Source organism: Massilia sp. CMS3.1 (genome assembly GCF_051262535.1).
In the GTDB taxonomy this organism is placed as follows: Bacteria; Pseudomonadota; Gammaproteobacteria; order Burkholderiales; family Burkholderiaceae_D; genus Telluria.
Map to the genome: position 1 here is coordinate 1 of NZ_JBIMES010000002.1, position 12,646 is coordinate 12,646.

Annotated in this window: 10 protein-coding genes and 1 pseudogene; 2 read left to right on the plus strand and 9 right to left on the minus strand. The window is 56.8% G+C overall.

Annotated elements, in window-relative coordinates; translation table 11 throughout:
• Positions 1-76: 76 nt before the first annotated feature.
• The 5 genes from ACHAC9_RS03640 to ACHAC9_RS03660 all read right to left on the minus strand — a co-directional run bounded on the left by ACHAC9_RS03640 (position 77) and on the right by ACHAC9_RS03660 (position 6,085).
• On the minus strand, positions 77-301 hold the full coding sequence (locus ACHAC9_RS03640; RefSeq protein ID WP_435757251.1) for a PAAR domain-containing protein: 225 nt from the start codon (positions 299-301) through the stop codon (positions 77-79).
• An 815-nt stretch (positions 302-1,116) separates the two neighbouring features.
• Positions 1,117-1,689 (minus strand): hypothetical protein, encoded by a 573-nt coding sequence (locus ACHAC9_RS03645; protein ID WP_435757253.1) that lies wholly within the window; start codon positions 1,687-1,689, stop codon positions 1,117-1,119.
• A gap of 35 nt (positions 1,690-1,724) precedes the next feature.
• The gene (locus tag ACHAC9_RS03650; RefSeq protein ID WP_435757255.1) at positions 1,725-3,326 is read right to left on the minus strand and encodes a hypothetical protein; all 1,602 of its coding nucleotides are present in this window, start codon (positions 3,324-3,326) and stop codon (positions 1,725-1,727) included.
• Positions 3,323-3,631 (minus strand): hypothetical protein, encoded by a 309-nt coding sequence (locus ACHAC9_RS03655; RefSeq protein ID WP_435757257.1) that lies wholly within the window; start codon positions 3,629-3,631, stop codon positions 3,323-3,325. Before ACHAC9_RS03655 ends, ACHAC9_RS03650 begins: the two co-directional genes overlap by 4 nt.
• A gap of 45 nt (positions 3,632-3,676) precedes the next feature.
• Complete coding sequence (locus tag ACHAC9_RS03660; RefSeq protein ID WP_435757259.1) at positions 3,677-6,085, minus strand: type VI secretion system Vgr family protein; 2,409 nt, start codon at positions 6,083-6,085, stop codon at positions 3,677-3,679.
• Between the two features lie 329 nt (positions 6,086-6,414).
• On the opposite strand from ACHAC9_RS03660, the pseudogene ACHAC9_RS03665 reads away from it, so the two are divergent.
• Positions 6,415-6,600 (plus strand): annotated as a pseudogene (locus tag ACHAC9_RS03665) (hypothetical protein); the annotation flags it as partial.
• A 251-nt stretch (positions 6,601-6,851) separates the two neighbouring features.
• Here the strand turns inward: ACHAC9_RS03665 and ACHAC9_RS03670 are convergent.
• The 3 genes from ACHAC9_RS03670 to ACHAC9_RS03680 form a co-directional block, all read right to left on the minus strand.
• The gene (locus ACHAC9_RS03670) at positions 6,852-7,781 is read right to left on the minus strand and encodes a hypothetical protein (protein ID WP_435757261.1); all 930 of its coding nucleotides are present in this window, start codon (positions 7,779-7,781) and stop codon (positions 6,852-6,854) included.
• Positions 7,782-7,869: 88 nt separating this feature from the next.
• On the minus strand, positions 7,870-8,640 hold the full coding sequence (locus ACHAC9_RS03675) for a DUF883 family protein (RefSeq protein ID WP_435757263.1): 771 nt from the start codon (positions 8,638-8,640) through the stop codon (positions 7,870-7,872).
• 550 nt (positions 8,641-9,190) lie between these two features.
• Entirely contained in the window at positions 9,191-10,144 is a 954-nt protein-coding gene (locus ACHAC9_RS03680; protein WP_435758077.1) for a Bug family tripartite tricarboxylate transporter substrate binding protein, read from the minus strand.
• 188 nt (positions 10,145-10,332) lie between these two features.
• Here ACHAC9_RS03680 and ACHAC9_RS03685 point away from each other — a divergent pair, with 188 nt between their 5' ends.
• Complete coding sequence (locus tag ACHAC9_RS03685; RefSeq protein WP_435757265.1) at positions 10,333-11,292, plus strand: LysR substrate-binding domain-containing protein; 960 nt, start codon at positions 10,333-10,335, stop codon at positions 11,290-11,292.
• On the opposite strand, the gene ACHAC9_RS03690 is transcribed toward ACHAC9_RS03685, so the two are convergent.
• The gene (locus tag ACHAC9_RS03690) at positions 11,282-12,610 is read right to left on the minus strand and encodes a glycerate kinase type-2 family protein (protein WP_435757267.1); all 1,329 of its coding nucleotides are present in this window, start codon (positions 12,608-12,610) and stop codon (positions 11,282-11,284) included. The genes ACHAC9_RS03685 and ACHAC9_RS03690 overlap by 11 nt on opposite strands.
• Positions 12,611-12,646: the final 36 nt, after the last annotated feature.

Below are 12,646 nucleotides of genomic sequence, written 5' to 3' on the forward strand. Positions count from 1 at the left end.
ACTAAGGGTGATCTTTACCTAACGACGCGCTGCGTCATCCATACGTTGCATTAGCTATGCTGGCAATTAATGTGCATCAGCACGCACCGCGATCACCATGCAAAGCGACCATACGCCCGCCAATCAAATAAGTTGGAGTGCCCGCGACGATTACAGTCACGCCATGACCCGGCATGGGGCAACTTACTTTATCGCCCACACGCGCGATACCAATTCCGCCGATGCTGTGTGTTGCAGATGCCGTGATCACCTTGCCGCCATGCGATGTGAGATCACCCAGGCGGACGATTGGGAGTGACATATTTAATCCCTTTAGACTACTTTTTAACTTTATTGATCTTTGACCAGCTTATTTGCCGAGAGCCACCTACAAGATTTCACCTAAATCTCATCGGGCAATTCGTCAGCCTTCAGTCTATTCATGCCAAAAATCTTTTCTTTGTGATTTTCTGACCTTAGAGATAAGTAGATAGACTTATATAACGGATCGTTCATATCGTAATCCATTCCGTGAATTGCCATAAGTTTGGTTATATCAGATGTCAAAGGAACGCGTTCCGTTTCAGTAAAATCATTCCTTTAAGAGCGTTAACTGCGCTACGCGTTAGTTGTCGGGTCAGTAATGATGTGCGTATTGAGCTCGTATCTTCGGGAATTCACTGCTTGCAAACTCGCCCATGGCTGCAATGTATTTTTTGACAGAATCGACACTACTGATATATTTTAGCATTAACAAACGACTGCTTTCTAGGGCTTGTTGCTCCGCAGGAAACGGCGAACCTCCAACAGGCTCACTAACTAACTACCTGTTTGAATAAATCGATTGCCTTTATTTTATCGAGAGAAAATAATCCAGTCATGCGGTCCTCAGATAAATAAAAACCATCTTTAATAAATTCCAAGCTTCTCCCCTTTCGCCCTCGTTAAGATCAGAAAAATAGCTTACACTCAAACCATTCAGACGCTCTTTATCATGAACTAAAAAGAAATTTAAAAGATTTTGGTATGCGCTCATTGCATTGGCACCTATATATCTCCTGTTAGAGCACATTAGTTAACAATGTTGCAGCAAAACAGCATCATTTGCATCAGATGTTTTTCTAAACAATTTTTTACTTATCCGTCGACTGGTAGATTTTTTTCGTACTTCGCAATTTGACTAAGTGCCTGCAACTTAAGTATAGTGCTCTCGCTACGCAATTCGCTCACCAATCTCTTGTAATACTTATCGTTAGCTTCTGTGTCACGGGGAAACTTCAGCACCCCTAATAATTTACGCGCCGCTCGAGCGACCGCATCGTCATTGGTTTCTGTCAAGATGACTTGCTTGAAAAAATTAACTGCAGCCATGTTGGCAGGTGTGCGGCCAATTGAATCGACAACTAGCGGTCTGAGGTAGTCAACGTAACTTGGATAATCCTCAATCATTCGGTCCTGATAGGACATGCCTCCAGAATATTTGAGCAGCTCCTCCTGAATCATATAGACATGCGAATAGCTATTGCCGCGCAACTTTTCTTCTTTTTCTTTTACAATGACTAAAGCTTTTTCTTTATCCAGAAAAAAAAGCCATTCTGTCGAGAACGGCAGCTCCGTCACCAACAGCCTAAACACCTCTTCTTTTTCCTGTGGATCAAGGCCAACGAACACATCTCGACTATAACCGTCAGCTTTTTCACTGCCCGTCATTTTGTATTGCCGCATAAACTTATCAAACGCCACTGTCATTTTACACCCCCGAAAATTGTGTTAGCTAATGCACTGTCAGGTTCCATCTTCATGGTCTCAAGTATATTACCTGAGTCGTCCATACTAAAAATATTTATGGAGCTGACCTTCCCTTCATTTACGATAGTCGGCCACTCTCTACCCCGCCAAGAAACACCTCCACCAGGAAATTTTGTGACATCTTGGATAACGTCAATTTCCCCAAAAGCGTCTTTCGAGTAGTTTGCAGAAATATCACCCCACAAGTCCCAACCATGGGGCTCCATGTCAGTTGCATTCCAGGAAAAAGTATTGTTCAGATCGCCCCACCCATCAGCCACCTTTCCCCCCGGCGTTTGCTCTAAGATTGTTTTCCCCTTGTGTGTTGCAATTTTTGCAGCCAGATCTTTATTGCCAGACCAGAACATTTTTTCTTTGTCAGAAGTTACGTCAAGCCTTGCAACAATTTCGTCCATTGCCGCCTTTTTTTCGATAGGATTTTTTGCAAGTTTGGCTGCATTGACATGAGGTTGCAAAAAAGACCGTGCTTCAGCAATTTTTCCTTCCTTCGACAATTGTGTAATGCGTTCCCGATCTGCCGCAATGGTTGTATCAGCTACGGCTTGCTTTTTCGTATTCAGGCCCTCATCGGGCGGTTTGACGGGGTCGGGTTTGTCTTTTAGGGATAATTCATAAGGCGCTTTTGGTCGTTCTTTTGGCTGTGATTTTGGATTCGTGTTGCCCTTCAGCTTTACAGCTGGTGCATCGTTTATCGCTATAGCCAGAACATTACCCGGCGTGTCCCTGACCCGCTGGCTCGCCGGCAAGGCGGCCACTGTTTTGTCCGTCTGAACACCCGCTGCCACCGTATGGGCTTCTTTCGGTGCCGTCTGCGCCACCACTTTTGCCAGTCGGACGTCCAGCTCGGCAAGCGCTTTTGGCATCTGTTTAAGCGCATCCTGCTGCACCGCATAAAAACGCTTCTCCCACTGTATCAGTTTGACAATCGTGGCTTTAACACTATCGAAATACTGCAGGGTCTCCAGGTGAGTGCGTAGTGTCTTGACGACTGCCACCAGCTTGCCAGTAATTTTGTTCATGGCCTGCATCAGCGGTTTTTCGTATTTGGCGAACTGGACTGAACGCAAAAATTTCAGGATGTCACCCTTGATGAACTTTTGCAGGAAGCGGACCAGTTCCACCAGCTTCGACGCTTCTTTGATCAACATGAGCATCACCGCTCGCAAGGCAGCGCCCAGTTCTGATCCTGCAAGGCCGCCAACGATGGCACCGACGCCCGCCACTGCTGCACCGCCTGCAGCCATCGCAACCGGTAATGCAACGACGATCAGGCAGGCACTGAGCAACACCCACTCCATGAGTTCTTCACGCTTTTCGGGATGGTTAGCCAACCGCAAAATGACAGCGACCGCATCGCGTGCGCTGGTGACGATGACGACGCCTGGAATATAACTGACCAGCATATCGGCCACGACAGCCGAGAGCGGCCGATGGTCGGAAAATTCGCCAAAGAAGACAGACTTGAGCCAGTCCATGCCGCCAACAACATGGTCCCACGCATCGTCGAGGATATTCTGTTCCGGCGGGCGTTGGGTCATGCTTGACCTTTCGTTGCCGTGCCGCGCGGCGTCCAGTTCAGCAATTCGTGTACGTCGTCGTCCAGTTCGCTGCTAACGGTGGAGCTTGCCTGAATTGGTTTGTAGTCATATTCGATCTTTGCACCCGTTCCTGGCGGTAGAACACTAAGGCGGCCTATGCCTTGCGCGTCGAGCATGCCCTTGCGTATGCTGCCGTCGCTCAGTGTGGCTTTGTAGGCAGCACCGGCCAAAGGTGATCCCCAATCCGTGAGATGACGGAATTCCAGATCAGTCTTCTGTAGTTCAGGCTTGAGCAGGTGCGGCATGACATAAGGCTTCGTCGCAGGTCCCGGCATGGTGTGCATCGACGCTTACGCGGTCCAGGTGCCGGACGTCCCGTTGGTAATGCCAGAGGCGTTGATCTTCACAAAAGAGCCCCCTGAGGAGATCATGACCTCTTCTTTGGCGTGGATTTCAATGCGCGACGTTGTCGATAACAGGCGCACTACTTTTTCCGCGATGAGATCGAGGTCGCTGCTTTGGGCCTGTACTTCGACTTTGCCTTTCGCAGCAAATAGTTTGATACCGGCGTTGCAGGCAAACAGGCTGATTTTTTCAGCGACGCTGGCGAGCAAACTTTTACCTGCAGCGATATTGGTGTCGCTGCCCGAAGACAGCGTCACTTCCGCCCCCGCATGAACGTGCGTCCCCTTGGCGCTTGCCAGGCCGATACCTGCCGGGGAAGCTGCCAGCAGTATCGGTTCTTTAAACCGGTTAGCATTGCCCCGGCCGTTGCCGTCGTATGACTCGCGCGTGGCGTCGATGAAGTCGTTGAGGCCGTCCTGTCCGGCAAGCGTTTCCGCACCTGCCTTCGATGCGCTATCGGACAGGTTCTTGGTGAGCGATGCGCCTGCTTTGAGCTGAGTTGTGGCTTCGATGGCGTCAAGCTGGGCACCCTGTGGCCCCGGGCGCCCATGCGTACTAAGGTAGAGACCTTTATGGGTGACGATTGCGCCGAAGTCATCGGTGCTCAATGCAAAACCTGACCCGTAGAAGCTGTTCCGCTTGTTGCCATGCTGGCTGACCAGATAGCCGAGGTTCAGTTGTGCATGGGTGTTGGTGCTATAGAGCTGAATCCTGTTTTGCCCGGTTGTATCGTCAAGCACCAGCTGATTGAAGCCGCTGCCCTTGTATTCTTTGGATTTGTAGCCTGATAGCGTGCCATCTGTATGCCATTGCGGCGTCTGATCTTCGTTGAACAGCCGCCCGGTCACCACGGGCCGGTCTGCATTCCCATCGAGAAAAGTAACGATGACCTCTTGCCCGATGCGGGGCACGTTGAGTCCGCCCCAGCCTTGTCCAGCGTTGGGATAGCTCACTCGCACCCAGCATGAAGCGCGTTCATCGCCAGGGTTTTGTCGATCCCAACGGAACTGAACTTTCACGCGGTTAATGTGATCGATGTAAATCTCTTCGCCTGCCGGGCCGACAACCACGGCGGTCTGCGGATGCAGTGTCGGTTTGACATGCTCGAATGCGCTACGGTAGGGGACTTTACGGCGCTGCACCTCGAAACGATTAAAACAATGGCCGGTGTGCTCGTTACCAGCAGTGCTTCCAGTGTTCGCTTTGCCTTGCGCCTGGCTGTGACCCATGGCGGCTTTGGACGCTTCCAGCTGAGGCAGGAGGCTACCGGGAAAATTTTTCCCATCGTTAGAAAGAGGCAGGTTATTTTCGATACACCATTCCGCCTCAATGATAATAAACTGGCGGTCTTCGAGCGGATCAGACCGATGTGCCGGGTGGTCTTCGAGCGTGAACCAGCCTCCTACCGACAAAGAGCGCACACCCGAAACGGCAGAGAACCGCTTCATACTCGACTCCCATTGCTCTACTCGGCGTCGTGACTGTCTATCTCCTTGCGTTTGTTTTGAATAGGCATAAGCGCCGGTGTATTCGTACACTTCCAGCTGGCCAGGCAGATTGCCATGCTCTGGCCGCACGAAGGTGTTGCTCTCCTTCGGGACGTGCGGTGCCTTGTAATCGTTGGTTCGGGCGATGAATCGACAGGGAGCCAAACTTCGATCGGCGCTCCAGTGCACAATTTTATTCAGTTCGTCTTCAGTGCCTGCGCGGTGGAAATAGATTTTTTCCTGAGTGGCGGCCTTGAGCTGATATGTCGTATCGGTAATCACAAGCACATGACCAGAACCATCGGCTTTTTGTTCGTAGTAGCTATACCAGCCTTCTTCTTCCATCACGCGTTGGACAAAATGCCAGTCTGTCTCGTATTGGGTGCAGTAAGAACGCTGGCCCGCCGGCTCCATCAGTTCAAAGCGGAAATTGCCCTGGGCCTGAGGATGCCCGTTAAATACGTCGCTAAGGATGTCGTCGGCTGTCTTGTCCTGCCATATACGGGCGTCTTTGCGAAATTTCAGAAAATGCATCCACGGTGCAAATGACATCTGACAGAAAGCGAACTGCCCGTCACTGCCCAAGCGTTTCATCGTATGCACATAACCGTGGACGGGTAAGTAGTTCCGAGCAGCCTCCTGTATCCAAAGTGTGACGGGCTGTGCAATGAGCTTTTTAAGCTCGATGTTGTCACATATGGACAGGCAATCAATTGTGTATTCGTACCCCCTGCTAAGTCGCGCCTGGGCAAACACGCGTTGTGGTAAAAGGACGTCGTCGCCGAGAGGGGTGGTCAGTTTGATGAGACGGTTTTGTTGGCCGATAAGCGCTTCATTTAAAAACTGGAAGTTTTTTAGATCGGCCATGGAAATGGTTACCTTGTATTCAGATTGAATGAGCGAGCAGGAGCAGCACAAAAAAAATGAAGTGTGACAACACGATATTTAGCGGCAGATGAACTTCTATGAAGTCGTAGCTGGAGATTGCTTAATCGTTCATCTTCTTACGTTGCGGTAGCAAGACGGATTTGGATACGCCGAGCTGCCTTGAATCTTGCGGATTGATTTTAGGCATTTCGGTTTGACTGTTCCGGTGATTTCTCCGCCTTTTGAGCTCGCTCAACATTGAGAGAGAACGCCCAGTGGGAACCCTTGTTTCGCTGATGCTACACAGTGCAAGGTCGCGAGTTTCAGGATCGCCGCTGGCGATTGCGGTGATCGGGGGTCTTCATTACGTCAACACTGTTGAGTTTGCTGGTGGTGTCGGCGGTATTTACGTATGTGAATGATTTCAAGCTTCTGCTCGATCGTGGGGTGCACTGATTGAGAAGCATCCGAAGGGTGAGCCGGTGCGGGTGAGTGAGCCGACGGCGATGAAGTAAGCCGTGCCGGCGTTATCGATCGTTTCCGGGTTCGCCTTGGCTTTGATGGTGAAACCGAGTGGGCTCAAGAGCCCACGCTACGAGACGCCGTTGCCGCGTCTTAAACTCTACAAACAAAAACGCCGGCATGCATGCCGGCGTTCTCGTCACTACCTGTTACCTGTTCAGAACAGAATCGCGATCAGGATGATGATCGGAATCGGAATCCCTACGAGCCACAAAAGAATTGAACGCATGAGGTCCTCCTTGGATTAACGATGGGACACGCCGGCAACGCCGTCGCGCAGTTTGCCACCCAGGGTGGCGCACCAGCTGGCGACGAAAGCGCCGAGCAGCAGGGCAACTGTCAGCCAGAGTGCGGTACCGGCAGCGGCCTTGCGGGCGGTGTCGGCGGCTTCCTCGGCGGTGGCCTTGGCTTTTGCGGCGGCAGCAGCGCCACGGGCATAGACGTCGTCGACGCGCTTTTCGGCCGCGGCTTGGTCGAGACCCGTACGGGCGGCGATGCGGCTGGCCAGATAAGCGCGGTCGTCGGCGGCCAGGCTGCCGTTCTTGACGCTGTTGGCGAGGATGCGCATGGTTTCGTGGCGCAGGTCGCCGCTGCCGGCGGCCATGTCAGGCTTGTCGGTGCGCAACATCATGTCCGAAAAGTAGTCGAGCGGATTGCCGCCGGCGCTGTCGCCGCCGTCATTGGCTGCCGCTGCGGTTGCAGCTACGCCGCTGGCCATCGTTGCTTTCGCCACACCGGCGCCGGCGTCGACTGCCGCGCCGGTCATCTTGCTGATCACGCCCGAAAACAGCGCGGCGGCGAGCATCGTCGAGACGGCCCAGGTCAGGAGACCATGCGCGGTATCGCGGAAATAGACTTCATCGGTATGAATGCTGGCCCATTTCACGCGCAGGCGGCCGGCCATGTAGCCGCCGATGGCGGAGGCGGCCAGCTGGGTCAAGGTGAGCCAGAGGATGGCGCCGATGCCGAAGGCAACGCCGCTGTTATTGGACCATGGGGAGGCGGCTGACAGGCCGAGTCCCGAACCGAGCAGGTAGAGCACGAGCGACAGCGCGCTGGCTGCGGCGGCGCCGGCAAGGATGGCGCCCCAGGAGACGCCTGAGCGCGCCGTTTCGACTGCATCGGCGCCATGAGTAGGGACGTGCGCCGTCGTACTCGATGATTGAGCTAGCATAGAGATACCCTCGTTTATTTTTCTTCGTGAAACCGGACCCCGGCCGAGCGTAATGTCGGCCGGGATGCGTCCGGTGAAGCGCTACTGATTAGTAGTCGCGACGGCGGCTGCCGCCAAGCAGCTTGGCCAGGATGTAGCCGGCGCCGAGGGCGATTGCCACGGCAGTGCCTGGCTTGGTGCGCACGTATTCGCGACCCGAATCAGCCAGTTGCTGGTAGGTGTCGTTCATTTGTGCGGAACGGTTGCTGAAGGTTTCCGACGCGCCGCTGAGCAGGCCGCTCAGCTTGTCGACGCCGGCGTGAGCGCTGCTCACGACGCGCTCGACCACCGGCTGGGCTGCTTCGGCAGCCTTGTCGATCGTCTTGTGCATTTCCTCAGGCTTGATCGAGGCCAGCATGCCCTCTTTCGCGGACGAATCGCTGCTCGAACCAGCGCTGGCGCCGGTGGAACCGCCCATCGCGCCCGACGACGAACCGCCTGCCAAACCGGACAAGCTACCCGAACCGCCGGCTGGCGAACCGCTGGCACCCGACGACGACGCGCCGGACGAGCCGGTCGAACCGATCGACGAACCCGAACCCGACGAGCCGCTCGCGCCGCCCGACGATCCACCGATGCCACCGGTTGCGCCAGCATTGCTGGTACCGCTGACACTCGAACCCGTCGATGGGCTGGTGCTCGACGACGAACCGCCCGACAGGCTGCCCGACGAACCGGCGCTGGCCGACGAACCGGGGTTGCTCTTGTTCAGGTTGCTCGACTTGTCGTCCTTGCCCAGGCTCGACTGATCTTTATTCATGCTGTTGCCTGGCTTGCTGGCATCAACGCCTTTTCCCTCGTTCGACTTCTGATTATCCATGACTTTTGTCCTTGTAAAATGTAGACCAACGCGGAGTAGACCGGTACCCGACCATTACTACATTCTTCCTCGATTTCGCTCAAAACAAAACGAAGGCGCAAAAATGAACTGCGCTACATCAATGGAGCGTTCCGATTATGCCTTTGGTCAACGATTTTCACCGACGACCTCAAACACGCTCAAAAGTTCCTTCAACAAGCCACGTCACTTTCGCATCCCGTTTTGCAAGAGTACGCCGTTAAGGCGTGCCGCACGATTGCAGCTGTCGGGTTACCACGTCGCGATACAAAAAATATAACAAATGAGTTAGCCGGACCGTGCGTTGACTAACAGAACTGGGGGATCAATGACGATCGGGCAAAAATAGGCACGAAAGACAGCGTGTTCACTGGCGTTTCGATGAATTTGGGAAATTAAAGCAGCCTGACAGAAAGAAAGGCGACGTAAAGAAGCGGTACGCGCAAAACGAAAAACCCAGCCGAAGCTGGGCGTCAGTGCGAATCCGTGATGCCGCCAACCGCCAACCTGCGCAGTGTGGCTGAGCGCCTGCTTAGTCGATCGTGACCTTGGCGTCCTTCACCAACTTCGCGAAGCGTTCGGTGTCGGTCTTGATCTGCGCCGCCATCTGTACGGAACTGTTACCGATCGGCACTGCGCCGATCTCGTCCATACGCTTGCGGAAGTCCGGCGAGTTCACGATTTTCACGATCTCCGCGTTCAGGCGAAGGACGACCTCCTTGGGCGTCGCGCTTGGGGCCAGCACGCCGAACCAGGTGCCCTGGTCGAACCCCTTCAGTCCCGCTTCGTCGAGTGTCGGCACGTCGGGGAGCGCCGCCGAACGCTTGATGGTGGTCACCGCCAGGGCGCGCAGCTTGCCCGCGCGGATATGGGAAAGCACCGGCGTCACGGTATCGAAGGACATGTCGATCTGGCCGCCCAACAAGTCGATCGTCAGCGGACCGCTGCCCTTGTAGGGTACATGCATGATCTCGGCGCCACTCGCGATGCCGAACTGGGCACCAATCAGATGCTGCCCGGTACCATTCCCGTTCGACCCGAAGGTCAGTTTGCCCGGGGTCTTCTTCGCCAGGGCAATGAGTTCAGTGACGTTCTTCGCCGGCACACTCGCATTCACCACCAGCACATTCGGTACCAGGGCCACCGTCGTCACCGGTGCGAAGTCGCGCTGGAAATCGTAGGGCAGCTTCTTGTAGACGCTGCTGGCGATCGTGTGGTGGACCGCACCAAGCAGGATCGTGTAGCCGTCGGGCTTGGCCTTGGCGACATAATCGGCGCCGATGGTCGCACCGGCACCCGGCTTGTTTTCGACGATCACAGGCGTGCCCAGGCTTTTCGAGAGTTCCTGGCCGAGGGTACGCGCGATCGCATCGGTGGTGCCGCCGGTGGCAAAGGGAACGACGATGCTGATGGTCTTGGCGGGCCAGGCTTGCGCCATGGCCGCAGTGCCGGTTCCGAGCAGGACCGCCATGGCGGCGGTGTGCATGATGCGCTTGTAGTGCAGGGCTTGCTTTCGCATGCTTGTCTCCTGATAGCGATTTTTAGATGTGTGTTGGCGGTACGCGCCCGGTTAGCCGCGCCCGCATTTTTTTCACTGTGTCAGAACGGAATATACGGCTTGCGCCAGTTAAAACATGACGCTAAAGTTGAACCATTATCAAGTTTGAATTAACAATGTCCACTCCCATCAATGCCCACTCCGAAATGGCGTTTTTCAGCCTGCTGGTGCGCGCCGGCACGCTCTCGGCTGCCGCACGCGAGATGAACGTCACCACGGCAGGCGTCAGCAAGCGCCTGAGCCAGATGGAGGCCCGCCTTGGCGCCCGTTTGCTGCACCGGACCACGCGCCGCATCGGGCTGACGGCGGAAGGCGAAATGTACCTCGAACATTCGCGCCGCATCCTGGCCGATATCGAAGACATGGAGCAGCTGATCCTCAGCGCCGGGACGGCGCCCAAGGGCCTGCTCAGGGTGAACGCGACCCTTGGCTTCGGGCGCAGCCATATCGCCCCGCTGATTTCGGCTTTCCATAAACGCTATCCGGACGTGAATGTCCAGTTGCAGCTGACGGTCAATCCACCGTCGCTGATCGAGGACGCCTGCGATGTGTGGATCCGGTTCGGCGAGCCGCCCGACACAAGGGTGATCGCAAAGCGCATCGCCTCGAACCGGCGCCTGATCTGTGGTTCGCCGGCCTATCTCGCGGCGCATGGCACGCCACGCGTGCCGAACGACCTGACGCAGCACAGCTGCATCGGGATACGCCAGGGAGAGGAAGGCTATGGGATCTGGCACCTGAAGTACGGGCAGCGCAGCGAGACGGTCAAGGTGCGCGGCTCCCTGAGTACCAACGACGGGGAAATTGCCGTCAACTGGGCGCTCGAAGGACACGGCCTGATCATGCGGTCCGAATGGGATGTCGCGAAATACCTGGAAAGCGGGCGCCTGCGCCAGGTCCTGCCGAACTGGTCGACGCCGCCGGCGGACATTTATGCCGTCTACCCGTATCAGCTCCAGACCGCGGCGCGCGTACGCTCGTTCGTCGACTTCGTGGCCGACGCCTTTTCTTCCGCCACGCCGACGGGCCAGGAAGTGGCGCGCTGGCCGTCGAGCGAACCGGCGCCTAGGGGGTAAGCGCATCTGGTGCGCCCGCCTGGATCAGGATGGCGCGGAAGTCGTTGACATTGGTAAGAGTCGGCCCGGTGACGACCGCGTCGCCCAGCGCCCCGAAGAATCCATGGCCATCGTTGCGGTCCAGGCTCTGCTGGGGCCGCAGTCCCAGCGCGAATGCGCGTGCGAGGCTCGACGGCGAAAAATACGCGCCGGCGATCTCCTCCTGTCCGTCGACGCCGTCGGTGTCGCCTGCCAGCCCATGGATGCCGGGCTGCCCGCGCAAGGCAAGGGCGGCGGCGAGCAGGAATTCGACATTGCGCCCGCCCCTGCCGTCGCCGCGCACCGTGACCGTGGTTTCGCCACCGGAAAGCAGGATGCAGGGCGCGGCGAACGGCTGGGCGTGGCGGGCCATGCCGAGTGCGATGCCGGCCATCACCTTGCCGACCTCGCGCGCCTCGCCCTCGATGCTGTCGCCCAGGATGTAGGTATTGAACCCGGCTTCGCGTGCGACGCGCGCGGCGGCCTCCAGCGCCATCTGCGGCGCGGCCACCATCCGTACTTCATGTCCGGCCAGGCGTGGATCGCCCGGTTTGACCGATTCCCCCAGGCCGCTTTCCAGCACCTGCCTGACGCTCGGGGGCAAGGCGATGCCATAACGGCGCACGATGTCCAGGGCATCGGCGCAGGTAGTCGCATCGGCGACGGTCGGACCGGACGCGATATCGGCCGGCGCGTCGCCCGGCACATCGGAAATCAGGAGCGTCACCACATGGGCAGGGTAGCAGGCCGCAGCCAGGCGCCCGCCCTTGATCGCGGAGAGGTGACGCCGCACGCAGTTCATCTCGCCGATACTGGCGCCGGACGCCAGCAAGGCGCGGTTGACGGCCTGCTTGTCTGCCAACGTGATCCCGGCCAAAGGCAAAGGCAGCAGCGACGAGCCGCCGCCGGACATCAGGCACAACACCGTATCGTCGGCTGTCAGGCCGCCCGCCAAGTCGAGCATGCGCCTGGCGGCCGCCTCGCCTGCCTGGTCGGGAACCGGGTGCGCCGCCTCGACGATCTCGATGTGCCGGCACGGCGCCGCGTAGCCGTAGCGCGTGACGACCAGCCCTTCGAGTGCGCCCTGCCAGTGATCCTCGACAGCCCGCGCCATCTCCGCCGAAGCCTTGCCGGCGCCGATGACGATCAGGCGCCCGGCGGGAGGCTTGGGCAGGTGCGGCGGGACGCACAAGGCCGGCTGGGCCGCCGCGATGGCGGTCCTGAACAGCGTCTCGAGCAATGCCCGTTCGCCGCCCGGCGCGCCAGCGCCCAGCCCTTCTCCCCTCACCTCATTCGGCATGATGTCTCCCGTGCCTGTTGTTCTCGGAGGCGCGCG